Source organism: Nonomuraea sp. NPDC004186, assembly GCF_053603495.1.
In genome coordinates, this window is record NZ_JBSGFQ010000018.1 from 110,597 (window position 1) to 133,098 (window position 22,502).

Here is a 22,502-nt window from a genome sequence, read left to right on the forward strand (position 1 = left end):
AGGGGCATCTTATGGAGTTGATCGTCGCCAAGGGCCGGGAAGACCTGGTCAAGGCGCGTCGGGGTGGTGCAGTGGCTCTGGTGCCCACCATGGGTGCGCTGCACGAGGGGCACAGGTCGCTGATCAGGCAGGCCCGCGTCCGCGCCGATCAGGTCGTGGTCAGCATCTTCGTCAACCCCCTGCAATTCGGCCCAAGCGAGGATTTTTCACGCTATCCCCGTACATTCGACGCCGACCTGGACGTGTGCCGGGCCGAGGGCGTGGACGTCGTCTTCCATCCGGACGCCGCGGAGATGTACGCGTCCGACCGCCAGGTGAGCGTCTCGGCGGGCCATATGGGCTCGATCGTCGAGGGCGCCTTCCGGCCCGGCCACTTCGACGGCGTGCTGACGGTCGTGCTCAAGCTGTTCAACCTGGTCCAGCCCGACCTGGCGGTCTTCGGGCAGAAGGACGCCCAGCAGCTCGCCCTCATCCGCCGCATGGTCGCCGACCTCGACCTGCCCATCGAGATCCTGGGGGCGCCGACCGTACGCGAGCCCGACGGCCTGGCCCTGTCGAGCCGCAACCGCTACCTGTCCGACGACGACCGCCAGGTGGCGCTGGCGCTCTCCCGCGCGCTGCGGGCGGGCGCGGCCGAGCTCACCCCGGCCCGGGTCCGTACGGTGGCCCAGGAGGTGCTCGACGCGGCCGGGCCCCGGCTGACGACCGACTATCTGGCGCTGGTCGATCCGGCGACGTTCGCCGAGGTCGACGAGTCGTACGCGGGGATGGCCGTGCTCGCGGTCGCCGCCACGGTGGGCACCACCCGGTTGATCGACAACGTCACCCTCACCTTGAATCCCGCCTGAGGCGGTTTACCGTCGGGTCATGACCGACGAGGAGCTGCGGGACGAGTTGCTCCGGCGCATGGAGATGGACCAGGCGATGCGCGACCCGGCCAAGGGTTTTCCCGACGACCGGCAGCTGGCGCGGCTGCAGAAGCTCGACGAGGGAAACACCGCCTGGCTCCACTCCGTGGTCGCCACCCGCGGCTGGCCGCTGGTCTCGCAGGTCGGGCACCGGGCCGCGCGGGCGGCCTGGCTGCTGGCCCAGCACGCCACCTCCCGCCGGGCCCAGCGGGTCTTCCACGAGGCGATGGCCGACGCGGTCGAGCGCGAGGAGGCCTCGCCGCGCGACTTCGCGTACCTGGAGGACCGGGTACGCGTCCGCTCGGGCCGTCCCCAGCTCTACGGGACGCAGTTCCACGACGGCGTAGGCGGCCTGGAGCCCATGCCGATCGAGGACCCCGGCCTGCTCGACGAGCGTCGCGCGGCCGTGGGGCTGGAGCCGTTCGCCGAGTACGAGGCGTTCATCCGGAAAACAGAGGGCCGCTGACATCTCACTCCGCACGAGGCGTTATCGTCATATTGACGAAATCCCTCAGTGAGGAGATCCCTGATGAGTGCACCGGCGATTCCCCTGCGGCTGACCGCGCCCGCGGCCGGCTGGACCGTCGAGGCGGACGTGGTCGTCATCGGCTCCGGCGTCGCGGGCCTGACCGTGGCCCTGCGCCACGCGGAGCTGGAACCGTCCGCCAAGGTGCTGGTCGTCACCAAGGACGTGCTGTCGGCGGGCTCCACCCGGTGGGCCCAGGGCGGCATCGCGGCCGTGCTCGACCCCCGCGACACCCCTGACGAGCACCTGAACGACACGTTGATCGCCGGCGTCGGGCTGTGCGACGTGCGGGCGGTGCGCACGCTCGTCACGGAGGGGCCCGGCGCGCTGCGGCGGCTCATCGGCCGCGGCGCCCGTTTCGACCGCACCCCCGACGGGGAGCTCCAGCTCACCAGGGAAGGCGGGCACCGGCGCGACCGGATCGTGCACGCGGGCGGCGACGCCACGGGCGCCGAGGTGCAGCGGGCGCTCGTCGAGGCCGTACGGGCCGCGGAGATCGAGGTGATCGAGCACGCGCTGGTGCTCGACCTGCTCAAGGACGCGCGGGGCCGGGCCAGGGGAGTGACGCTGCACGTCATGGGCGAAGGCGCCCGCGACGGGGTGGGCGCGGTGCGTGCCAGGGCGGTGGTGCTGGCCACCGGCGGCATGGGCCAGGTCTACTCGGCCACCACCAACCCCGCCGTCTCCACCGGCGACGGGGTCGCGCTCGCGCTGCGGGCCGGGGCCGTGGTGCGCGACATCGAGTTCGTCCAGTTCCACCCGACCGTGCTGTGGCTCGGCGAGGGCTCGACGGGCCAGCAGCCGCTGATCTCGGAGGCGGTCAGGGGCGAGGGCGCGTACCTGGTCGACCACGAGGGTGTCAGGTTCATGCAGGGCGCGCACGAGCTGGCCGACCTGGCGCCGCGCGACATCGTGGCCAAGGCGATCATGCGCAGGATACGCGAGACGGGCCGCGACCACATGTACCTCGACGGCCGCCACTTCGGCCGCGAGAAGTGGGAGACCCGCTTCCCCACGATCTACGCCGTCTGCCGCGAGCACGGCATCGACCCGGCCACCGAGCCGATCCCCGTGGCCCCGGCCGCCCATTATGCGAGCGGCGGCGTCATGACGGACCTGCGCGGCCGTACCTCGATCGAGGGCCTGTACGCGTGCGGCGAGGTGGCCTGCACCGGCGTGCACGGCGCCAACCGGCTGGCCTCCAACTCCCTGCTCGAAGGGCTCGTCTTCGCCGAGCGCATCGCCGAGGACATCCAGGCGGTACGCCCCGCGCCGGGCGAGCCGATCGAGAGCGGCGCCGCCTCCGGCCTGGTGGACCCGAGGGTCAGGCCCAGGATCCAGGGCCACATGAGCACCGGGGCGAGCGTGCTGCGCAGCCGCGAGTCGCTGCTGGCCACGGCCAGGGCGCTGCGCGACGCCCGCTGGACGCCGGTCGAGGTGCCCGCCTGCACCGAGTCCTGGGAGGCCACCAACCTGCTCACCGTCGCCACCGTGCTCACCGGCGCGGCGGCGGCCAGGCTCGAGACCCGCGGCTCGCACTGGCGCGAGGACTACGGCACCCGTGACGACAACGAATGGCTGGGCCACCTGGACGTGACCCTGACCGAGGAGGGCCCCCGCATGACGTACACGCCCCACGGCGACGCGACTCCGCCGCGCCTGGCGCAGGAGCTGACCGCCGCCGGGCTGGACCCGGCCGAGGTGGACGCGCTGATCGACCGGGCGCTGGCCGAGGACCTGCAGGAGGCCGGCGACGTGACGAGCCTGGCCACGATCCCGGCCGAGCAGCGCTCGGTGGCCGACGTGGTGGCCCGCAAGGACGGCGTCGTGGCCGGGCTGGCGGTCGCGGAGGCGGTGTTCGTCCGGCTGGGCGCCGCCCGTACCGAGAGGAGGGCCAAGGACGGCGAGCGGGTGCGGGCCGGAGACGTGCTGATGACGGTCGAGGGGCCGGTACGGGCCCTGCTGACGGCCGAACGCACCGCGCTCAACCTGCTCACGCACCTGTCCGGCGTGGCCACGCTGACCGGCAGGTGGGTGGAGGCGATCAGCGGCACGGCGGCGCGCGTGCGGGACAGCCGCAAGACGCTGCCGGGGCTGCGGGCGCTGGAGAAGTACGCGGTGCGCTGCGGCGGCGGCGTGAACCACCGGATGTCGCTGTCGGACGCCGCGCTGATCAAGGACAACCACGTCGTGGCGGCCGGTGGGGTGGCCGAGGCGTTCAGGGCGGTCAGGGAGCGCTACCCCGACCTGCCGATCGAGGTGGAGATCGACCGGCTCGATCAACTGGAGGCCGTATTGGACGAGGGGGCCGAGGAGATCCTGCTGGACAACTTCACGATCGAGGACACGGACCGCGCCGTACATGTCGTGAAAAATCGGGCAGGGAACAGGGTTGCGCTCGAAGCCAGCGGGGGATTGACCTTGGAATCGGCTCGTCGCGTGGCCGAAACTGGCGTTGACTATCTGGCGGTGGGAGCGCTGACGCACTCTGCGCCGGCTCTGGACATCGCATTGGATCTGCGGGGGTAATTGATGCTGCTCACGATCGACGTCGGCAACACGCACACCGTGCTCGGGCTGTTCGAGGGCGAGGACGTCATCGAGCATTGGCGGCTGGCCACCGACGCCCGCCGCACCGCCGACGAGATCGCCGTCGTCCTCCAGGGGCTGCTGGCGCAGTCACCGCTGCTCAAGGGGGCCGACATTGACGGCATCGCCATCTGTTCGACCGTTCCGAGCGTGCTCAACGAGATGCGTGAGATGTGCCGCCGCTACTACGGCGACGTGACGGCGGTGATCGTGGAGCCGGGCATCCGCACCGGGGTGCCCGTACGCATGGACAACCCCAAAGAGGTCGGCAGCGACCGCATCGTGAACGCGCTGGCGGCCATCGAGCAGTACGGCGGCCCCTGCGTCATCGTCGACTTCGGCACCGCGACCTCGTTCGACGCGGTGTCGGCCAAGGGCGAGTACGTCGGCGCGGTGACCGCGCCCGGCATCGAGATCTCGGTCGACGCGCTGGCCGCCGCCGGGGCCCAACTGCACAAGGTGGAGCTGGTCAGGCCGCGCTCGGTGATCGCCAAGAACACCGTGGAGGCCCTGCAGGCCGGCATCATCTACGGCTTCGCGGGCCAGGTGGACGGGATCGTGGAGCGGATGGCGGCCGAGCTGGCCGACGACCCCGACGAGGTGACGGTGGTGGCCACGGGCGGGCACGCGGCGCTGGTGGTGGGCGAGTCGCGCTCCATCGACGTGCACGAGCCGTGGCTGACGCTCATCGGCCTGCGCCTGATCTACAAGCGGAACACGGCCTGAGCCCCGACAGGAAAAAGCGGCCTCCCGCTCGGGTGGGAGGCCGCTCGCACGTCCGGGGACGACTCGTCACTCGCTCTCGGCGGTGTAGATGTAGTCCCAGGGGCTGCACTTCGTGGGGTAGTTGCTGTACTGGCCGATCTGGCAGACCTTCACCCGCACGCTGAAGACGTCGTTCTCCGAGAAGGTGAACTTCTTGTAGCCGGGGAAGCCGCAGTACTTCTTGGAGAAGACCGGCGACCAGTCGTGGTCGAAGTCGCTGGCCTCGAACTTCACGAATGCGCACTTGCCGCCCTCGTCCTCGTCGCGGTTGTCCAGGTCGTAGAGCCGGCCCTTGACGGTGACCTCGTTCGACTCGCCGTCCTCGTCCCAGCTGACGCCGATCCAGCCCTGCGACTTCGCCAGGCCGTTCTTGGAGTAGACGGGGCTCCAGTAGTCGGAGTAGTCGTCGTCGTGGTTCGCGGCGCCGGCCGTGGCGGCGTTGGCGGCGGAAGGCAGCGACAGGGCCAGAGCGCTGGTGGCGGCGACGGCGAGGAAGCCTGTCGCGATCTTCTTCAACATCTTCTCTCCTTGAGCTCCCCTTGGACCGGCTCCCTACCGGTTCCCCCCTGAGCTCGTGAGACATTGATAGAAGAGGGCTCTTGCAGCGGTCCTGCAGCGTGCCGACGAACCCTTGCAGGTCGCCATATCCCCTACCCTTTGTTCTTGTGAGCGACGAACTTCCCGAGCAGATGCGCATCCGGAGGGAGAAGCTCGACCGCCTTCGCAGCGAAGGCGTCGACCCTTACCCGGTGAATTTCCCCCGTACGGCCACCAACGCCGAGGTCCGGGAGAAATACCAGGGCCTGGAGCCCGACACCGCCACCGGCGACACGGTCGCGGTCGCGGGGCGCGTCATGCTCAACCGCGTGGGTGGCAAGCTCTGCTTCGCCACGCTCCGCGACGGCGGCGCCGATCTGCAGGTCATGATCTCGCTCGACAAGGTGGGCGAGGACTCGCTGGCCGCGTGGAAGCGCGACGTCGACCTGGGCGACCACGTGGGCGTGACCGGCGAGGTCATCACCTCGCGGCGCGGCGAGCTGTCCATCCTCGCCGACAGCTGGCAGATCACCGCCAAGTGCCTGCGTCCGCTGCCGGAGAAGCACGTCGGGCTCACCGACCCGGAGGCGCGCGTCCGCCAGCGCTACGTCGACCTCATCGTCAACGACGAGTCGCGGAAGATGGCCCGCCTGCGCAGCGCCACGGTGCGCGCCGTGCGCGACTTCTGGCACGAGGAGGGCTACCTCGAGGTCGAGACGCCCATGCTGCAGCCCATCCACGGCGGCGCGGCGGCCCGGCCCTTCAAGACCCACATCAACGCCTACGACATGGAGCTCTACCTTCGCATCGCGATCGAGCTCTACCTCAAGCGGCTCGTGGTCGGGGGCATCGAGAAGGTCTTCGAGATCAACCGCAACTTCCGCAACGAAGGCGCCGACTCCACGCACAACCCCGAGTTCACGATGCTCGAGGCCTACGGCACCTACCTCGACTACAACGACATGGCCGACCTGACCCAGCGGATGTACCAGAAGGCCGTGGTGGCCGCCCTGGACACCACGGTGGTCGTCCATGACGGGGTGGAGGTCGACCTCGGGATCGCCCGGTGGCCGCGCATCACCCTGTACGGCGCGGTGTCGGAGGCCGTGGGCGAGGAGATCACCACCGCGACCGGCCTGGAGGAGCTCCGCAAGATCGCCGATCGGCGCGAGATCCACTGGGACCCGAAGTGGGGCCAGGGCAAGCTGGTGCAGGAGCTCTTCGAGGCGCTGGTGGAGCACACGCTCGTCCAGCCCACGTTCGTGATGGACTACCCGCTGGAGACCTCGCCCCTGACCCGCCAGCACCGGGACAACCCGCTGCTGACCGAGAAGTGGGACCTGATCGGCTTCGGCACGGAGCTGGGCACGGCCTACTCCGAGCTGATCGACCCGATCGAGCAGCGCCGCCGCCTGGTGGAGCAGTCCCTCCTGGCCGCCGGGGGCGACCTCGAGGCGATGCAACTGGACGAGGACTTCCTGCAAGCCCTCGAGTACGCGATGCCGCCCACGGGGGGCATGGGCGCGGGGATCGACCGGATGATCATGGCCTTCACCGGCAAGAACATCCGCGAGACCATCCTGTTCCCGCTGGTCAAGCCCACCCACTGACCCGCGTCCTGCCGCCGTCGTAGAGCGCCCGCCCCGGGCGCTCTACTCTCTCCTGGTAAGCAGGGATCGGGAAGGGGCGAGCGGATGGCCACGAAGACGGCGGCGGAGCAGCGGGACGAGGCCAGGCAGGTCTTCGACGCGTACTTCGCCGAATGCCCCTCCAGGAAGCTGCTCGACACTCTCAGCGACAAATGGGTCACCCTCCTGCTGACCGCGCTGGCGCAGGGCCCGCGCCGCTACAGCGACCTGTCCAGGCGCATCGCGGGCGTCAGCCAGAAGATGCTCACGCAGACCCTGCGCGGCCTGGAGCGTGACGGCCTGGTCTCGCGCACGCTCACCCCTTCTGTGCCGGTACGGGTGGACTACGCGCTCACCCCGCTGGGCGAGAGCCTGATGCCGTTGGTGGCCGCGATCAAGAGCTGGGCCGAGGCGCACATGGAGGACGTCGAGGCCGCCAGGGACCGCTACGACGCCGCCGGCGCCTGAGCGATCATCGCCGTCGCGAATCCGGCTTCCGGGCCGCCCGGTTTCCGATCCGAAGCCGCTTGTAAGCATCGCGTCAAGGCCGCGGAGGCGCGGGTCAGGGAGCGTCCGTGGTGCCCCAGCCACCCCTGTGATCCCGCCGGGCACGCGCACCCGGAAACGAGGCCGCCCGGCCCGGCGGTCAGAGCAGGACGCCCGCCACCCGGCGGGCCGCCGACCTGAACCCCCGGCGGCAATTGCCATGGCGGATTGATCCAATTGCCTTAATCAACTGCCTGACCTGGGTTGTCGGATCATGTGGGAGCGCTGCACAAAGCGAGCGATTGGTGGCTTCCCGTGCGCCGGAAAGATCGCGTCACGGACGCGTGTCCCGCGATAACGCGGGTATCGATCATGCGGAATATCCATGGCGAACTGATCGAAAACCGGAACGCTGGTCAGGGCCATTCCGGAAGCCCCAATGTGATCACTCTACGTTCTGACATATCGCGAGTGCGTCATATATAGCGGATCATGTCAATAGCGCTCGTCAAGTGCGGCGATTGTCATGCTTGACGACCTTTCCACGATGCGTTTACCGTCTGCGAGGAGCGGCTTTGGCCCGTCTGTGAGGTCCAAGTTCTGCTGTTGGGGGGAGGGCTCCCGATGGATGTGCTCACTGAAGGCGTTGAGCTCAGCCATGCTGATTTGGCGCTGCTGGCGGAGTTGGCCAAGGGAGTCACGGTCGATCGGGTTGGGCGGCGGCTGGATATCAGCGGGCGCACGGTACGACGAAGATTGCGCGGCATCTGCGACCGCATAGGCGTGGCCACGGCGATCGAGGCCGTGGCCTGGGCAGCCCGCCGCCAGCTGATCTAGCCGCGGCGGACCGCCGGGGTGCGGGCTCAGTCGGCGATGCGCACCGCGCCGGCGAACGGCCGCCTCGCGATCGACGCGATCCGTACGACGTCACCCGTCTGCGGGGCGTGCACCATCATGCCGCCGCCGATGTAGATGCCCACGTGGTGCAGGTCGCTGTAGAAGAACACCAGGTCGCCCGGCCGGAGTTCCTCGCGCGAGACGTGCCGGCCGGCCGTCCACTGGTCGCCGGTGTAGTGCGGCAGCGAGATGCCCACCCGCTGGAACGCCGCCATGACGAGCCCGGAGCAGTCGTACGAGCCGGGGCCCTCGGCGCCCCAGACGTACGGCTTGAGCTGCTGCGTGAGCGCCCACCGCGCGGCCTCAGCGGCCTTCCCCGAGCCCGGGATCGGCAGGTTGACGCGCACGGCCCGCGTGCCGGGGCGCCCGGCCTCGCCCAGGGCCCGCCTGAACAGGCTGCTCTCGACCTTCGTCACCAGCTTGGTGATCTTGCTGCGCTTGGCCTCGAGGTCCGTGACGAGCTTCTGGACCTCGTCGATGCGGGCCGTGGCGCTCTCCTTGGCGCGGGTGGCCGTGTCCATCGCCTTGGTGAGCTGGTTGATCTCCTCGCCCTGCTCGGTCTGCAGCGCGTACGAGGTCGCGGCGCGGTTGAGGAAGCCCTCGGGGTCGTCGGAGGTGGCGAAGGCGAGGGTCTTCAGACCGCCGGTGATGTAGGCGTTCTGGGCCAGCGCGACGGCTTTCGAGCGCTTGGCGGCGAGATCCGTCTCGCTGCTCGTCAGCGTCTTCTCCGCGGCCTCGGCGGCCTTCTTGGCGGTCTTGAGCTTCTCCCGCTGGCCGTTGTACTGCTCGCTCAGCGTCTCGATGTCGGTGTGCAACTTCGTGGCCTGGTCGGCGAGCTCTTTCAGCGAGGGCTCGGGATCCGCGGACGCCGAACCGACGGGGATGGCGAACAGCAGCGCGGCGACTGTGAGACTCACCACACCTACGCGGCGTGGCCGCCGGGCCCGTTCCGGAGGGCGGGCGTGCTTGCCCGCCGACTTCCCCCCACCGCTGAGCGTGGGCTTCACCAACCAGCTCCTCTCGTCGACGCCTACCGGGTTAGCTGACGGGTTCGGGCCGGAGCAGCCCTACCGAAAGACTCGGATTCACCCCGTGGTGGCGTCGGAGGTCGCCACCGGCGGTTCCCCGGCTTCTCTTGCGAGAATTGGGCGTGCCTCCCGCGCGACACGCGGGAAACATTGTCGCTGGACACTAATGCACTCCGGGTTCGTGCTCAACCAGAACTGCCAAGTCTGTAGAGGTTTCACAACCGAAGGGTCACAAGGTGATCTCGTGGGCACCCGTGCAGAAGAGGCCCTACGCCCTATTTGTCCGCGCCTTCGGCGGGTGCGAGCTGGCCGCGCGGTCCCGTGCCGATCTGACCACAAGATGTAACAAGATGGGCCGAGACATGGGAGTTAGGGCTGAGCCGTAATGAGATCTGTACCCTGGAGAACCATGGAGCAGGTGGCCGAGCTGACAGTGCCCGAGACCGCGGTGGTGGTCCGGCGTGCCCGCACGCCCGACGTGCGCATGGTCAGACGCCTGGTGGACACCTACGCGGGGGCGGGGCCGCGGCTCCTGGAGAAGGCCACGGTGACGCTGTACGAGGACGTACAGGAGTTCTGGGTGGCCGAGCGAGGCGGGCAGGTCGTCGGCTGCGGCGCGCTCCACGTGCTCTGGGAGGACCTCGCCGAGGTCCGCACGGTGGCGGTGGATCCCGAGTGCCGGGGGATGGGCGTCGGCCACCGGATCGTCTCCGCGCTGATCCAGCAGGCTAAGGATTTGGGTCTGCGACGTGTATTCTGTCTTACTTTTGAGGTCGACTTCTTCGCGCGACTCGGGTTCCGCCCGATTCAGGGCACACCGGTCTCACCTGAGGTCTACGCCGAACTGCTGGCCTCGTACGACGAGGGTGTTGCCGAGTTTTTGGATCTTGAACACGTCAAGCCGAACACGCTGGGAAACACCCGCATGCTGCTCCACCTGACATCGGGTGACGTGGACCTTGACCAGATGGAAAGGTGATTGTTGATACCTATGTCGATACGTTGGGCAGCACAGGCATGTGTCCTGACACGTGCCACATGCGCACTCGAAGCGAGGTGACACGGTGAGCACCGGACAGCCGCCGTATCCACAGGACGAATCCGGAGACAACTCTGCGCCTCCCTATTACGGGCAGCAGAACCAGGGCCGCCACCCCGGCGAGCCCGACCCGGACGCGACTGTGATCGGCTACCGGGCGGACGACGCCTATGGGCAGCAGCCCCCGTACGGTCAGCAGGGCTATGGCCAGCAACAGCAGTACGGACAGCAACAGCAGTACGGTCAGCAACCCCAGTACGGACAGCAGCAGTACGGCCAGCAACCCCAGTACGGCCAGCAGCAGCAGTCCCAGCCTGACTACGGCCAGCAGGCCCAGTCCCAGCAGGGCTACGGGCAGCAGCAGCAGTCCCAGGCGGACTACGGCCAGCAGCAGTACGGCCAGCAGGGCTACGGTCAGCAGCCGCAGTCGGGTCAGCAGGGCTACGGCCAGCAGTACGGCCAGCAGCAGCAGTCCCAGCCCGGCTACGGCCAGCAGGCCCAGTCCCAGCCGGGTTACGGGCAGCAGCCGCAGTCGGGCCAGCAGGGCTACGGCCAGCAGTACGGCCAGCAACCCCAGTCGCAGCCGGACTACGGCCAGCAGCAGTACGGCCAGCAGCCGCAGTCCCAGCCGGACTACGGTCAGCAGCAGTACGGGCAGCAGCCCCAGTCGCAGCCCGATTACGGCCAGCAGCAGTACGGCCAGCAGGGCTACGGCCAGCAGCAGCAGTCCCAGCCCGGCTACGCACAGCAGGGCTACGGCGACCAGCAGTACGGCCAGCAGCAGTACGGGCAGCAGGGTTACGGGCAGGCGCAGCAGTACGGCCAGCCCGGCTACGGCCAGGCCTACGGCCAGCCCGGGCCCGTGGGCGTGCAGCCGCCCGGCGCGCCGGCACCGCTGGCGGAGTGGTGGCAGCGCCTGGTGGCGAGGCTCATCGACGGAGTCATCCTCTTCATCGTGAACCTCGTCATCAGCGCCATCCTGACGGCGATCCTCGTGGCCAGCTACGTCTCGAGCAGCGGCAGCAGCAGCGGCTTCTTCTCGAGCTTGGTCGTGGGCATCCTGATAACGATCATCGTGACCGTCATATGGGTCCTCTACGACTTCTTCCTGCTGAAGGCGAAGGGGCAGACTGTCGGCAAGATGGTCATGGGCATCAAGGTCGTCCCCGTGGGCCAGGGCATACCGCCTGGCGGCCTGCCGACCGACGTGGCGCTCAAGCGCGCCGGCGTCACCTGGGGCGGCTATGTGCTCGGCGCCCTCCCGCTGAGCTTCATCGGCACGCTGCTCGCCTACGCGGCCGTGGGCGTCAACGGCGCCTCCCAGCTCTGGGACAAGCCGCTGCAGCAGACGTTCGCGGACAAGTTCGCGAACACCGTGGTGGTGAAGATCAAGTAGTCCAAGCGTCAGGTAAAAGCAGGGGCCGGCTTCGCGTCGGCCCCTGTTTTGTGTGCACAGGCCGTACCAAAATGGGGAACCTGAGCCGCTGATGACGCGAGGTGGGGGTTATGGCCGGGTCGCCGCCGCGGGCGGACGCGCCGCCCGCGGAATGGTGGGAACGGCTCGCCGCCCGGGCGATTGAGGCGTTCGTCTTCGGGGTGCTCTATTACATTCTGTTCATCGCGCTGTGGGGCGTCTTCCGGACTGTAGGGATGCTGGAGGCGTTCGAGGGCCGGCTGCCCGGTGTGTTCGCGTGGCTGGCGGCGGGGCTGGCTTATACCGGCTACGACTGGTGGGCTCATTACCGGCGCGGCAGGACGTTCGGCAAGGCGATCATGGGGATTCGCCTGGCGCCGCCCCACGTGGCCTCCAGAGCGCTGCTCAAACGGGCCCTGGTCTATCCGGGCCCCGTCATGCTGATGGGCATTCCCGTGGCCAATCTGGTGGCCGGAATGCTCCTGTTCTGCGTGGGGCTGCTCATCCTGATCGACAAGCCCCTGGAACGCGGGCCGCATGACAGGCTGGCCGGAACGCGTGTGGTAAAAGATCTTCGCTGACCCATCCCGTGCCTGGCAGGAAGCCAATTCCAAAAATTTTCTCTTGATCCGGTAAGGAGCCTGGAGAGACTGGCATTAGGCTATGGGGCATCCGGGTCGCCGGAGTTGGTGCCCTGCGAGGCGCAGGGCATCTGTGCGCCGCTATGGTCGGGTGCGAACGGTAGTCACCTGGCGCGTCGTGAGGGCCGCAACGCCCCTCCTGGGCGCGCTCCCATCCGCAAAATGCGCCCCTGAAACCCCGCAAGCCGTGGAGGCGAGGACGAATGGAAGCCCTAACAGACGTATTGTCAGCGCTCATCCCCCCGGCGGTGGTCGGGGGTGCCTTCATCTTTGGCGTAGTGAAGTTGGTCCGGTCCGAGGCCCTGGGAGGCCGCCGAAACCGCGAGGATCCGGTCGACGGGCAGAACTGATCGGCCAGTCAGCCGAATCCCCGCTGCGCTGAATTGTCTCCACGCCTTTCCGGGTATATGTTTGGGCAGGCGAATGAAACAATGCTCCGCGAAAGGATTGCGTAGATGGCCAAGCAGATCCAGGAGATTCTCATCGATGACCTCGATGGGGGCGAGGCCAATGAGACGGTCAGCTTCGCTATTGACGGCTCGTCCTATGAGATTGACCTCAGCGACCTTAACGCGAAGAAGCTGAGGGACGCGCTCACGCCTTTCGTGCAGCATGCGCGCAGGGCAGGCGCCGTCACCGCACGTCGCCGCGGTCGCGGCGGCAGCAGGGCGATGAGCCGCGAGAAGAGCTCGGAGATCCGGCAGTGGGCCAAGGCTCACGGCCTGCCGGTCAGCGAGCGCGGGCGGATCGCCTCCACGGTCGTCGAGAAGTACGAAGCGGCCCACTGAGCAAGCCGACGATCGACCATGCGCTTATGCCGTTCGCCTAGGACCCCGGCGGCCGCCATAAGCGCATGATCGTTATCCGGGCCGGAACTCGAAAGCCGGACCGCCCGGACCGTGATCTTCTGTGTGCACATATGCGGGCGTTTTGGCTGCGTGTTCGGCTTCGCCCGTGGCGCTGTTTCACCGGCGGTCGTCCACATATGTGGCGGCGTCGTAGTCGCGCGCCGAAAGCCGTGTGAGGCGGCCATACCTCATTCAACGTACGCTCGCGTCCGTACGTCACGATCGATCTCCGCGCTCATGGAACGCGCCATGACGGAAAACCCGGCGCCGTATAGCCCGGAGGCGATCTACCGGGCGGCGGCGGGTGTATACGGGTGATCTCACTGAGCGTAAACCCGCGACCGGCGCGAAGGTAAAGCGGTGCCGGGCTGGATGCGCGGCGGCGGGCAATACCGCGGGCGCCCGGATCCCCGCCGGCGGGCAAAACCCGCGAACCCGAGCAGGGCTCGGACAATCCCCGTTCCCCGGCATCTGCACACAATGCCGTGCCTTCTCAACTGCGCGGAAGTGCCGCGAATCCGGGGCGCCGAGCGAGACGTGGTCTCATCATGCGAGATGAAGTTGGTAACCCAGCTGACCGGATGCAAGATTCCCTTGGTGTGCCGCCCGTGCCGCGTTGTGCTCAGGGCGTAGAGCGGTCGTTTGGACGGCGGCCCTCCGCTACGTAGGATGATTACGTAACGATACGGACGCGGCATCTGAGATGTGCGGGCGAAGTGGCGCCCCAACGCTGACTCCGCCCCGGCGCGTCCGATGGCCGATCCGTGTGTACCGCGTGCGCCGCAGAGGGCAATTTTTTGACGCTTCCGCGAAGCGTCCTAAACATCGTTCGCTTGCGGCGTATCGGGAACACGTCACCCCCGAACAGTAGTTGGATGGAGGGTGAACGCCCTGCTCCCGGGGAACGTCTCTGCTATAGAGCGTGTCAGTGGCAGTGGGCACGGTTCGCCGAGCCAGGGCTAGCATGCGGGATGACGGGCCCGGATTTACCGGACCTGACTGACCGCTCTGTGAGGAGCGACGAGATGTTCGAGAGGTTCACCGACCGAGCGAGGCGTGTTGTCGTCTTGGCCCAAGAAGAGGCCAGGATGCTCAACCACAACTACATCGGCACTGAGCACATACTTCTTGGTTTGATCCACGAAGGTGAGGGCGTGGCCGCCAAGGCTCTGGAGAGCCTCGGGATCAGCCTTGAGGGTGTGCGCCAGCAGGTCGAGGAGATCATCGGCCAGGGCCAGTCGGCTCCGTCGGGGCACATTCCGTTCACCCCGCGGGCCAAGAAGGTCCTCGAGCTGTCGCTCCGTGAGGCTTTGCAGCTGGGCCACAACTACATCGGCACCGAGCACATCCTGCTCGGGCTCATCCGCGAGGGTGAGGGTGTGGCCGCCCAGGTGCTGGTCAAGCTTGGGGCTGATCTCAACCGTGTCCGGCAGCAGGTCATCCAGTTGCTCCACGGTTACCAGGGCAAGGAGCCGGCCGCGGCAGGCGGCCCGCAGGAGTCGGCCCCGTCGACCTCTTTGGTGCTCGACCAGTTCGGCCGCAACCTGACCCAGGCGGCCCGCGAGGGCAAGCTGGATCCGGTCATCGGCCGCGAGAAGGAGATCGAGCGGGTCATGCAGGTCCTCTCCCGGAGGACCAAGAACAACCCGGTTCTCATCGGCGAGCCCGGCGTCGGCAAGACCGCCGTCGTCGAGGGCCTATCGCAGAAGATCGTCAGGGGCGAGGTGCCCGAGACGCTGAAGGACAAGCAGCTCTACACGCTTGACCTCGGCGCCCTGGTCGCCGGCTCCCGCTACCGCGGTGACTTCGAGGAGCGCCTGAAGAAGGTGCTCAAGGAGATCCGCACGCGCGGCGACATCATCCTGTTCATCGACGAGCTGCACACGCTCGTCGGCGCGGGTGCCGCGGAGGGCGCGATCGACGCGGCCAGCATCCTCAAGCCCATGCTGGCGCGCGGCGAGCTGCAGACGATCGGCGCGACCACGCTCGACGAGTACCGCAAGTACCTCGAGAAGGACGCGGCGCTGGAGCGCCGGTTCCAGCCGATCCAGGTGGCCGAGCCCTCGCTCAGCCACACGATCGAGATCCTCAAGGGTCTGCGCGACCGCTACGAGGCGCACCACCGCGTGTCCATCACCGACGACGCGCTGGTGGCCGCCGCGCAGCTGGCCGACCGCTACATCAGCGACCGCTACCTTCCCGACAAGGCCATCGACCTCATCGACGAGGCCGGTTCCCGGATGCGCATCCGCAGGATGACCGCTCCGCCGGACCTGCGCGAGTACGACGAGAAGATCGCCAACGTCCGTCGCGACAAGGAGTCCGCGATCGACGCGCAGGACTTCGAGAAGGCGGCTGCCCTCCGCGACCAGGAGAAGCAGCTCCAGCTCAAGCGCGAGCGGCGGGAGAAGGAGTGGAAGGCCGGCGACATGGACGTCGTGGCCGAGGTCACTCAGGAGCTCATCGCCGAGGTCCTGGCGACCGCCACCGGCATCCCGGTCTTCAAGCTGACCGAGGAGGAGTCGCAGCGCCTGCTCCGCATGGAGGACGAGCTCCACAAGCGGATCATCGGCCAGGACGACGCCATCAAGGGCCTGTCGCGCTCCATCCGGCGCACCCGCGCCGGTCTGAAGGACCCGCGCCGTCCCGGTGGCTCGTTCATCTTCGCGGGCCCCTCCGGTGTCGGTAAGACCGAGCTGTCCAAGGCTCTGGCGGAGTTCCTCTTCGGCGACGAAGATGCTCTGATCAGCCTGGACATGTCGGAGTTCATGGAGAAGCACACCGTCTCCAGGCTGTTCGGCTCGCCTCCCGGCTACGTCGGCTACGAGGAGGGCGGTCAGCTCACCGAGAAGGTGCGGCGCAAGCCGTTCTCCGTGGTCCTCTTCGACGAGATCGAGAAGGCCCACCCCGACATCTTCAACTCGCTGCTGCAGATCCTGGAAGACGGTCGCCTGACCGACGCCCAGGGCCGCGTGGTCGACTTCAAGAACACGGTCATCATCATGACCACCAACCTCGGCACCCGTGACATCTCCAAGGGCATCGGGGTCGGGTTCGCGAAGTCGAACGACGCCGACTCCAACTACGACCGGATGAAGTCCAAGGTGCAGGAGGAGCTCAAGCAGCACTTCCGGCCCGAGTTCCTCAACCGTGTCGACGACATCGTGGTCTTCCACCAGCTCACGCCGAAGGAGATCATCCAGATCGTGGATCTGATGCTCACCCAGGTGGACGCTCGGCTCAAGGACCGCGACATGGGGCTCGACGTCTCGCCCGAGGCCAAGCAACTGCTGGCCGACCGGGGCTACGACCCGGTCATGGGCGCCCGTCCGCTCCGCCGGACGATCCAGCGCGAGCTCGAGGACTCGCTGTCGGAGAAGATCCTGTACGGCGAGCTCCGGCCGGGGCAGGTCGTGAAGGTGACCATCGAGGGTGAAGGCGACAACGCCAAGTTCATCTTCAAGGGCGAGTCCGCCTCCAAGGTCCCCGACTCGGCCGCCGCCATCGCGGCCCCGATCCAGCACTGACGGATCCCGAAAACCCCCGTGTGAATCCCTTCACACGGGGGTTTTCCATTTCCACCTCCTGCGCCCCAGCCTCGGGGGTGGCCCTCGCGTCCCTCGAGTCCCTCGCGTCCGTCAGGGGGTGAGCGACCGTCTCGCGTCTCTCGCGTCCGTCACGGGGTGAGCGACCGTGCCCCGGCCGCCGAGGTGCTGCTGATCGTGACCCCCGCCGCGTCACGGAGCCGCCTTTGGGGTGGTGCCTGACCGTGGCACCCACCGCGCCACGCTCTACGCCGGTGAGGTGGTGCATTCCACCGTCGGGGTGCCGACCTCGACCCTTGCCTCATCGCGCACCCGTCGCCCGAGCGATGCCGATGCCGCTCCTTCGACGCTGCACCCGCGTGGGGCCGTGGCGTGGCGGGCTGTGAGATGAGCACACTCGGTCGTTGCGTAATTGTTGGGATACCGGGTGTGCCGCCACCGCGAGTAGTACTACACTGCGTAGAGCACCGCCAAGTCGCATCCAAGCGAAATCACAAGATCGTGTTCCTAGGCTGAGGCCTGCTCCTTGGGGAGTAGCGCGAAATCAACTCGGGGCGGACGCGTGACCACCGAACGAGCAGCCATGCTCTCAAGGGTCAGCATCGTCCAGGGCGGGCGACGGAACACAAAGAGCAAGCCGTGGAGGAAACCGATGCGCCTGCGTCACAATGACGGAACGCTCGTTCACCTCGCCTACAACGCGGGCATCCACCCTGCCGAGGACCTCGAGAACCTGATCGCCCACCTGACCCGCTACGCCGTCCCGGTGCGCAAGCGGCTGGGCGTGGAGCGGATGGGTATCGGGTTGTGGCTCTCGCCGAGCGTCGCCGACCACCTCACGGCCGACCGCATCGAGCTCGTACGGTTGCGCCGCTCTCTGGAGGAGCGCGGCCTGGAGGTCGTGAGCCTCAATGGCACCGGCGGCCGCAACCAGGAGGTCCCCGGCCCCGACTGGGCCAAGCCCGAGCGCTACCGCTACACCATGGCCCTGGCCAAGATCCTGGCGTTCTTGCTGCCGGAGGACGTGCGGTTCGGGAGCATCTCGACGATCCCGATCGGGTGGCGCCGCGACTGGCCCGCCGACCTGCACTCGATCGCCACCCGCCGGCTGGAGCGCCTGGCGCGCGAGCTGCGCGGCATCTACAGCGTGACGGGGAAGACCATCAGGGTCGGGTTCGAGCCGTGGCCCGGGTGCGTGCTGGAGACCACCGAGCAGGCCCTTGAGCGGGTCGGCGGCATCGACTCCGAGCACCTGGGCGTGTGCCTGGACGCCTGTCACCTCGCCTGCGGGGCCGAGGAGCCGGGCGCGGCCCTGAAGGGGCTGGCCGCGGCCGGCGCGCCGGTGGTCAAGCTGGGGCACGTGCACAACCACACGGGGGAGACGCCGAGCACGGGGGCCGTACTGCATGACACGCTGATGGCCATGCTGTCGGGCGCGGTGAGCGGCAGTGCGCACATCGAGGTCGAGACGCACAACCTGACCGTGCCGGGGCGCGCCAAGGGGCCGGGTGCCCTGGTGTCGCTGCTGGCCGAAGAGCTGGCCTGGGCCCGTACGAACCTGACCAGCCTGGGCCTCCAGCTGGCCGCCTGAGCACGGCCTGCATGAGCACCGCCCGGGCCGAGCACCGCCCGGGCCGAGCACCGCCCGGGCCGAGCGCTGCCGAGCTAGGCGTTGCCCGTCTCAGCGCCGCGCCTGAGCGCCCGCAGTCTGCGTCCGGCGCCTAAGCCCGATGCCTACGCCCGGCGCCTGGACGGTGGCCACCTGAGCCCTGCCCCGACGGCTGTCGAATGAGCCCGGGCGGGGTCCGTATGACAGCGGTCGGAGACAGAGGGCGTCGCAGGGCGGTCTGACCGGCGGGGATTGCGGGGCTGGCGGTCGACCGGGGACGGGGACGCGTCACAGGCTGCCGAACCAGCCCGGGGTGTCGAGGCGCCAGAGGTTGGCCGGGGTCATTCTGCGCAGGTCCGACTCCAGGGCCTGCAGGCGGTCCTCTCCGAGCTCGGCGGCCCAGCGGGCGCGCAGTGTGTCGAAGATGCGGGCCGACCGGTCCAGGGCGTCTATCCCGTACGGAGTGAGCCGGACGATCTTGCGTCTGGTGTCGTGGGGGTCGGCGGTGCGTTCCACGTAGCCGATGCGTTCCAGGGTGTCGATGGTCTTGCCCGCCGCCTGTTTGGACACCCCGAGCGTGCGGCCCAGTTCGACGGCCGTGGTGCCGTTCGGGCCGATCGCCTGCATGACGAACCCGTGCATGGGCCGTATGTCCGGATGTCCCTGCCGGGCGAGCTCGGCGTGGAGCTCGTCGATCAGCATCCTGAACGCGAGCAGCAGTCGCAGCGGAAGTTCGAAGCCTGGACTTGACATGATAGACAACCTGGTTAACTATATAGACAACGTAGTTGCCCATCTTAAAGGAGTTCATCGATGTCTGTTGTCATGGCCGCCGATTCCCGCAAGACCGAGACGCCCAACGGCGTCATGACCACCCTCGCCTCCCCGACCCAGGGCGGGGCGGTGGGCCAGGCCATGTGGCGGGTGGACGCCAAGCCGGGCATGGTCGGGCCGGTGCACGCGTTCGACGTCGAGCTGGTGTGGACCTGGCTCGACGGGTCCGCCGTCGTCGAGCTGGGCGGCGAGCGGTTCGAGGTGGGCCCGGGAGACACCATGGTGCTGCCGGCCGACGTGAGCCGCCAGATGTTCGCGGACCCGGAGCGCGGGTTCGTGTCCATCGTGGTCGCCCCCGCCGGGGCGCGGGCCTACAACCCGAGCGGGGTGTCGGAGCCGGACGCCTGCGACCTCGCGCCCAAGGACGTGGAGCGCATCGTGCCGCTCTGGGTCAGGTAGTCGCGTGGGGGAGGCGGTAGGTGCCGTCGTCCAGGTGCTCGGCCAGGCCGTCGGTGATCAGGCCGTCGAGGGCGCGCTCGCGCTGGACGGCGTCGTCCCACACCACGTCCAGGGCCGCCTTCGGGACGGGGCCGTGGGCCTTCCGCAGCACCTCCAGCAGGCGGCCCCGGCACTGCCGGTCGGTGCCCGCGTACGTCTGGCCCTTGCGCGCGGGGCCGGCGTGCGGCGGCTTGCCCGCCAGACGCCAGGCGCACACCTGGCTGATCGGGCAGTCGGCGCAGCGCGGGGCACGGGCCGTGCAGACGAGGGCGCCCAGCTCCATCACGGCCACGCCCCAGCGGGGCGCGCCCAACTCTGGCAGGAGGGTCTCCGCCAGCCGCCGCTCGGCCGCTGAGGTGGCCGTGGGAGGGTATTCCTCCGCGCGTACCGCCCTGGCGAAGACCCGCCGGACATTGGTGTCCAGGACGGCGTGGCGGCCGCCGTAGGCGAAGCTGGCGACCGCGGCGGCGGTGTACTCGCCGATGCCGGGCAGGGACAGCAGGGTCTCGTGATCGGACGGCACCTCGCCGCCGTGCTCGTCGGTGATGGCCCTGGCGCAGGCGTGCAGGCGCAGCGCCCGGCGCGGGTAACCGAGCCGCCCCCAATGGCGTACGGCCTCTCCCGGCTGCTCGGCGGCCAGCGCCCCGGGGGCGGGCCAGCGGTCCATCCACTCGTGCCAGATGGGCAGCACGCGTACGACCGGGGTCTGCTGGAGCATGATCTCGCTCACCAGCACTCCCCACGGGGTGGCGTCGGCGGCGCGCCACGGGAGGTCTCGGGCGTTGTCCTCGTACCAGTCCAGAACGGGGATGTGCAGGAGGTTCGGCTCAACCACGGGGTCAAGCGTATTCGTAGAAGAAGGCCCCTCGGCGTGTCGTCACTCGTTGTAGCCGCATGGCTACCATCCTGTGCCTATGGATCCGGATACTATGCGCGGCGACGGCGGTGACGTCTACTGGCGGCGCCGGATGAGCGTGCTGGTGGCGGTGCTCGTCGTGGTGGCCGTCGTGGCGTGGGCGTGCTCCAGCGGGGGCAGCGGGCCGGAACGCACATCCAGCGCGAAATCGTCACCGAGTGCGACCCCCGCCGTCGATCCCCTGCTGGCGGGCCTGCGTACGCTCGCGATGGGCACGGCCAGCCCGTCCCCGTCCCCCTCCGCCCCCAGGCCGACCCCCCCGGCGCTCCCCAGGCACCCCGGCGACCCCTGCACCGAACAGGACCTGGTGCTCAGCATGCAGGGCGGCAGGGAGCCGATCTACACGGGCGAGAGCCAGCCCACGTTCCTGGTCACCCTGGTGAACACGGGCTCCGTGATGTGCACCGCCGACGTGGGACCGCGCGCCATGGAGATCCGCATCACCTCGGGGGCCGACCGCATCTGGTCCACCGCCGACTGCGTCAGCGGGGCGGGCTCGGAGGTCAAGGAACTGCAGCGCGGGGTGCCGTACGTCCGGTCCCTGGTGTGGAACCGGCACCGCTCCAGCTCCGACTGCCGCTCCACCCCGGCCGCCGCGCTGCCCGGCACGTACGTGGCCACCGTGCGCATGGGCCAGCTCCGCACCGTCAAGGGCGTCTTCCACCTCCGCTGAGGCGGTTCCGCATATGTCGTGATTTCTCCACACCTGATCTGGACTCACAGTAGAGTGACCCGGTCATGTGATCATGGAGGAGTCGTTATGAGGCAGACGATCGGCCGTTCGGTTCTGGTGGTGGCGCTGGCGGCGGGCCTGGTGCCGGTCGGCGTCGACTCCTCGGCGTCCGCCGCCGTGCGGAGGCCGGCCTTCGGGCCCTTCGGGTACGGCAACCTGAAGCTCGGGATGACCGCCGCGAAGGCGAGAGCGACCGGGAGGATCGTGCACAAGCCCGACGGGGACTCCGCCAGGTGCACGACGTATGACCTCAAGGAGAGCCCGTACAACGAGTACCGCGTGGGGATGTACATCTCGAAGAAGCTCGGCGTGGTCGTGATCGTCGCACCCGCCGGCGCCAGGACCCCCAAGGGCATCGGCATCGGCTCCACCAGCACGCAGCTCAAGGCCGCCTACCCCAGGCTGCGGCGCGGCCCGGGCGGCTACCCCGCTGCCACCGTGCCCGGCAACAGGAAGGCGTACTACGTCTTCAACGAGCGCAAGGGCGAAGTGGTCGAGATGAGCCTGGTGCTGGCCAAGCAGGACTGCCTCAGGGTCAACTGAGAACTTCTAACAGAATGATCTAGGAGCACGGGTGATCGCTCCCGAGTTGATCGCGGTGTGACGAAGGGCACGCAGCCGCCATGGGCAGTTCCGGATGTGTTGCCGGTGGTGCCTCGTCGTGCCGATCACCCTGGGCGCAAGCGCCTGGAGGACCGCAAGGTGCTGTCGGGCCTCTTGTTGTGATCGACCGGTGGTAACCGCAACGACGTCACCCAGCTGATGCCGCCCGTGCGCGGGCGGCGTGGCCGCCCCCCGGCCGAGGGCCCAAGGTGCTGTACGCCGACAGAGGCTACGACCACGACAAGTACCGACGGCTGGTCTGGGCCACCGGCGTGAAGCCGATGATCGCCCGCCGAGGTGCCGGGCATGGCTCCGGCCTGGGCGTCCACCGCTGGATGATCGAGCAGACCATCGCACCGCCGCACTGGTTCGGTCGTCTGCGTATCCGCTGGGAGATCCGCGATGACATCCACGAGGCTTTCATGGCCCTCGGCCCGCTGATCATTGTGTTGGAGGTCCTTAGTCGTGAGGACCGGACCGGGATCGATATTCGGTGGTCTGCCCGCCCCCTGAGGACG

The 22,502-nt window shown here is 68.6% G+C and carries 20 protein-coding genes, 1 pseudogene and 1 riboswitch; of the genes and pseudogenes, 17 read left to right on the top strand and 4 right to left on the bottom strand.

Features of this window, described 5'->3' with window-relative positions; translation table 11 throughout:
• Positions 1 to 11 precede the first annotated feature (11 nt).
• The 4 genes from panC (at position 12) to ACWEPL_RS17530 (ending at position 4,749) form a co-directional block, all read left to right on the top strand.
• Complete coding sequence (gene panC, locus ACWEPL_RS17515) at positions 12 to 848, top strand: pantoate--beta-alanine ligase (RefSeq protein WP_452436763.1); 837 nt, start codon at positions 12 to 14, stop codon at positions 846 to 848.
• Between the two features lie 19 nt (positions 849 to 867).
• On the top strand, positions 868 to 1,374 hold the full coding sequence (locus ACWEPL_RS17520) for a DUF6624 domain-containing protein (protein WP_452436764.1): 507 nt from the start codon (positions 868 to 870) through the stop codon (positions 1,372 to 1,374).
• Positions 1,375 to 1,437: 63 nt separating this feature from the next.
• A complete protein-coding gene (locus ACWEPL_RS17525) occupies positions 1,438 to 3,963 on the top strand; it encodes an L-aspartate oxidase (protein WP_452436765.1) in 2,526 nt (841 codons plus the stop codon).
• A 3-nt stretch (positions 3,964 to 3,966) separates the two neighbouring features.
• A complete protein-coding gene (locus tag ACWEPL_RS17530) occupies positions 3,967 to 4,749 on the top strand; it encodes a type III pantothenate kinase (protein WP_363977717.1) in 783 nt (260 codons plus the stop codon).
• A 66-nt stretch (positions 4,750 to 4,815) separates the two neighbouring features.
• Here ACWEPL_RS17530 and ACWEPL_RS17535 read toward each other — a convergent pair whose 3' ends face one another.
• On the bottom strand, positions 4,816 to 5,307 hold the full coding sequence (locus ACWEPL_RS17535) for a hypothetical protein (protein ID WP_350723746.1): 492 nt from the start codon (positions 5,305 to 5,307) through the stop codon (positions 4,816 to 4,818).
• A 146-nt stretch (positions 5,308 to 5,453) separates the two neighbouring features.
• On the opposite strand from ACWEPL_RS17535, the gene lysX reads away from it, so the two are divergent.
• From lysX to ACWEPL_RS17550, 3 genes are all read left to right on the top strand, one after another.
• Entirely contained in the window at positions 5,454 to 6,935 is a 1,482-nt protein-coding gene (lysX, locus tag ACWEPL_RS17540; RefSeq protein WP_350723744.1) for a bifunctional lysylphosphatidylglycerol synthetase/lysine--tRNA ligase LysX, read from the top strand.
• An 84-nt stretch (positions 6,936 to 7,019) separates the two neighbouring features.
• Positions 7,020 to 7,421 (top strand): winged helix-turn-helix transcriptional regulator, encoded by a 402-nt coding sequence (locus tag ACWEPL_RS17545; RefSeq protein ID WP_449897344.1) that lies wholly within the window; start codon positions 7,020 to 7,022, stop codon positions 7,419 to 7,421.
• Between the two features lie 642 nt (positions 7,422 to 8,063).
• Positions 8,064 to 8,276: a LuxR C-terminal-related transcriptional regulator gene (locus ACWEPL_RS17550; RefSeq protein ID WP_043615366.1), complete on the top strand. Its 213-nt coding sequence runs from the start codon at positions 8,064 to 8,066 to the stop codon at positions 8,274 to 8,276.
• 26 nt (positions 8,277 to 8,302) lie between these two features.
• Here ACWEPL_RS17550 and ACWEPL_RS17555 read toward each other — a convergent pair whose 3' ends face one another.
• A complete protein-coding gene (locus ACWEPL_RS17555; protein WP_363977726.1) occupies positions 8,303 to 9,253 on the bottom strand; it encodes a C40 family peptidase in 951 nt (316 codons plus the stop codon).
• Positions 9,254 to 9,348: 95 nt separating this feature from the next.
• Positions 9,349 to 9,497, bottom strand: a riboswitch (cyclic di-AMP (ydaO/yuaA leader).
• A gap of 276 nt (positions 9,498 to 9,773) precedes the next feature.
• Between ACWEPL_RS17555 and ACWEPL_RS17560 the strand changes: the two genes are divergently transcribed.
• From ACWEPL_RS17560 to ACWEPL_RS17585, 6 genes are all read left to right on the top strand, one after another.
• Positions 9,774 to 10,343, top strand: a complete 570-nt coding sequence (locus tag ACWEPL_RS17560; RefSeq protein ID WP_363977729.1) for an amino-acid N-acetyltransferase — start codon at positions 9,774 to 9,776, stop codon at positions 10,341 to 10,343.
• 85 nt (positions 10,344 to 10,428) lie between these two features.
• On the top strand, positions 10,429 to 11,799 hold the full coding sequence (locus tag ACWEPL_RS17565; protein WP_452436766.1) for an RDD family protein: 1,371 nt from the start codon (positions 10,429 to 10,431) through the stop codon (positions 11,797 to 11,799).
• 110 nt (positions 11,800 to 11,909) lie between these two features.
• Entirely contained in the window at positions 11,910 to 12,398 is a 489-nt protein-coding gene (locus ACWEPL_RS17570) for an RDD family protein (protein ID WP_363977735.1), read from the top strand.
• A gap of 515 nt (positions 12,399 to 12,913) precedes the next feature.
• Entirely contained in the window at positions 12,914 to 13,246 is a 333-nt protein-coding gene (locus ACWEPL_RS17575) for a histone-like nucleoid-structuring protein Lsr2 (RefSeq protein WP_319714331.1), read from the top strand.
• Between the two features lie 1,085 nt (positions 13,247 to 14,331).
• Positions 14,332 to 16,833, top strand: coding sequence for an ATP-dependent Clp protease ATP-binding subunit (locus ACWEPL_RS17580; RefSeq protein WP_355193577.1), 2,502 nt, complete (start codon positions 14,332 to 14,334; stop codon positions 16,831 to 16,833).
• Positions 16,834 to 17,503: 670 nt separating this feature from the next.
• Positions 17,504 to 18,442 (top strand): TIM barrel protein, encoded by a 939-nt coding sequence (locus tag ACWEPL_RS17585; protein ID WP_350723731.1) that lies wholly within the window; start codon positions 17,504 to 17,506, stop codon positions 18,440 to 18,442.
• Positions 18,443 to 18,748: 306 nt separating this feature from the next.
• Here the strand turns inward: ACWEPL_RS17585 and ACWEPL_RS17590 are convergent, their stop codons facing one another.
• The gene (locus ACWEPL_RS17590; RefSeq protein WP_452436767.1) at positions 18,749 to 19,213 is read right to left on the bottom strand and encodes a MarR family winged helix-turn-helix transcriptional regulator; all 465 of its coding nucleotides are present in this window, start codon (positions 19,211 to 19,213) and stop codon (positions 18,749 to 18,751) included.
• Between the two features lie 60 nt (positions 19,214 to 19,273).
• Here ACWEPL_RS17590 and ACWEPL_RS17595 point away from each other — a divergent pair, with 60 nt between their 5' ends.
• On the top strand, positions 19,274 to 19,693 hold the full coding sequence (locus tag ACWEPL_RS17595) for a cupin domain-containing protein (RefSeq protein ID WP_363977743.1): 420 nt from the start codon (positions 19,274 to 19,276) through the stop codon (positions 19,691 to 19,693).
• Here ACWEPL_RS17595 and ACWEPL_RS17600 read toward each other — a convergent pair.
• The gene (locus tag ACWEPL_RS17600; RefSeq protein WP_452436768.1) at positions 19,686 to 20,567 is read right to left on the bottom strand and encodes an A/G-specific adenine glycosylase; all 882 of its coding nucleotides are present in this window, start codon (positions 20,565 to 20,567) and stop codon (positions 19,686 to 19,688) included. The two genes, ACWEPL_RS17595 and ACWEPL_RS17600, sit on opposite strands and share 8 nt — an antisense overlap.
• 79 nt (positions 20,568 to 20,646) lie before the next feature.
• Between ACWEPL_RS17600 and ACWEPL_RS17605 the strand changes: the two genes are divergently transcribed.
• From ACWEPL_RS17605 to ACWEPL_RS17615, 3 genes and pseudogenes are all read left to right on the top strand, one after another.
• Entirely contained in the window at positions 20,647 to 21,321 is a 675-nt protein-coding gene (locus ACWEPL_RS17605; RefSeq protein ID WP_363977749.1) for a hypothetical protein, read from the top strand.
• Between the two features lie 87 nt (positions 21,322 to 21,408).
• Positions 21,409 to 21,924 (top strand): hypothetical protein, encoded by a 516-nt coding sequence (locus ACWEPL_RS17610; protein ID WP_452436769.1) that lies wholly within the window; start codon positions 21,409 to 21,411, stop codon positions 21,922 to 21,924.
• 186 nt (positions 21,925 to 22,110) lie between these two features.
• Positions 22,111 to 22,430, top strand: a pseudogene (locus tag ACWEPL_RS17615) (IS5/IS1182 family transposase); the annotation flags it as partial.
• Positions 22,431 to 22,502 lie beyond the last annotated feature (72 nt).

What these genes read in the sequence shown, in the direction of transcription:
- ACWEPL_RS17520 (WP_452436764.1), top strand. Translation starts at nt 868, where the DNA reads ATGACCGACGAGGAGCTGCGGGACGAGTTGCTCCGGCGCATGGAGATG.
- ACWEPL_RS17560 (WP_363977729.1), top strand. Translation starts at nt 9,774, where the DNA reads ATGGAGCAGGTGGCCGAGCTGACAGTGCCCGAGACCGCGGTGGTGGTC.
- panC (WP_452436763.1), top strand. Translation starts at nt 12, where the DNA reads ATGGAGTTGATCGTCGCCAAGGGCCGGGAAGACCTGGTCAAGGCGCGT.
- ACWEPL_RS17530 (WP_363977717.1), top strand. Translation starts at nt 3,967, where the DNA reads ATGCTGCTCACGATCGACGTCGGCAACACGCACACCGTGCTCGGGCTG.
- ACWEPL_RS17535 (WP_350723746.1), bottom strand. Translation starts at nt 5,307, where the DNA reads ATGTTGAAGAAGATCGCGACAGGCTTCCTCGCCGTCGCCGCCACCAGC.
- ACWEPL_RS17545 (WP_449897344.1), top strand. Translation starts at nt 7,020, where the DNA reads ATGGCCACGAAGACGGCGGCGGAGCAGCGGGACGAGGCCAGGCAGGTC.
- ACWEPL_RS17525 (WP_452436765.1), top strand. Translation starts at nt 1,438, where the DNA reads ATGAGTGCACCGGCGATTCCCCTGCGGCTGACCGCGCCCGCGGCCGGC.
- ACWEPL_RS17610 (WP_452436769.1), top strand. Translation starts at nt 21,409, where the DNA reads ATGAGGCAGACGATCGGCCGTTCGGTTCTGGTGGTGGCGCTGGCGGCG.
- ACWEPL_RS17570 (WP_363977735.1), top strand. Translation starts at nt 11,910, where the DNA reads ATGGCCGGGTCGCCGCCGCGGGCGGACGCGCCGCCCGCGGAATGGTGG.
- ACWEPL_RS17575 (WP_319714331.1), top strand. Translation starts at nt 12,914, where the DNA reads ATGGCCAAGCAGATCCAGGAGATTCTCATCGATGACCTCGATGGGGGC.
- ACWEPL_RS17605 (WP_363977749.1), top strand. Translation starts at nt 20,647, where the DNA reads ATGGATCCGGATACTATGCGCGGCGACGGCGGTGACGTCTACTGGCGG.
- ACWEPL_RS17550 (WP_043615366.1), top strand. Translation starts at nt 8,064, where the DNA reads ATGGATGTGCTCACTGAAGGCGTTGAGCTCAGCCATGCTGATTTGGCG.
- ACWEPL_RS17580 (WP_355193577.1), top strand. Translation starts at nt 14,332, where the DNA reads ATGTTCGAGAGGTTCACCGACCGAGCGAGGCGTGTTGTCGTCTTGGCC.
- ACWEPL_RS17595 (WP_363977743.1), top strand. Translation starts at nt 19,274, where the DNA reads ATGTCTGTTGTCATGGCCGCCGATTCCCGCAAGACCGAGACGCCCAAC.
- ACWEPL_RS17590 (WP_452436767.1), bottom strand. Translation starts at nt 19,213, where the DNA reads ATGTCAAGTCCAGGCTTCGAACTTCCGCTGCGACTGCTGCTCGCGTTC.
- ACWEPL_RS17585 (WP_350723731.1), top strand. Translation starts at nt 17,504, where the DNA reads ATGCGCCTGCGTCACAATGACGGAACGCTCGTTCACCTCGCCTACAAC.